1 pseudogene is annotated in these 429 nt (G+C 80.0%); it reads right to left on the bottom strand.

Going from position 1 to position 429, the window contains the following annotated elements:
- Positions 1-294: pseudogene (locus tag SACPADRAFT_RS32645) on the bottom strand (hypothetical protein); the annotation flags it as partial.
- Positions 295-429 lie beyond the last annotated feature (135 nt).

Genomic DNA, 429 nt, shown 5'->3' with positions numbered 1-429 from the left:
GACGTGTGCCGGTGGGGCGACCTGCGCGGCGGGCGCGGACCGCACCTCGTCGAGCACCTCGGTGGGGGCCGTCCCGTCGCCCGGCCGGTCCGCCGCACCGCCGACCCGCCCGTCGTCGTGGATGCCCGGACGGCCCCCGGTGTCCCCGTCATCCCGGGGATCCCCGCCGTCGTCGGGGACGTGTCCGGCGTCCGGGTCCGCGGGGGTGGGTCCGGCGCCGAGCAGCGCGCGGGGTGTCGGGTGACGTCGGAGCCGCCCGACGGCGGTGGCCACCGGGCCGGTGCAGGCGGTCATCGCCCCGGCGGCGACCGCCGCACCGAGCCAGGAAACCGGTGAGGACGTCGTGCGGGTAGTGCACCCCCACGAACACCCGGGACAGCGCCACCGCCGCCCCGAGCCACACCGCGGCCGGGCCGACCCGGAACCGCG

Source organism: Saccharomonospora iraqiensis subsp. paurometabolica YIM 90007 (assembly GCF_000231035.2).
Lineage (GTDB): Bacteria > Actinomycetota > Actinomycetes > Mycobacteriales > Pseudonocardiaceae > Saccharomonospora > Saccharomonospora paurometabolica.
This window is presented reverse-complemented; position numbering and strand designations above follow the sequence as displayed.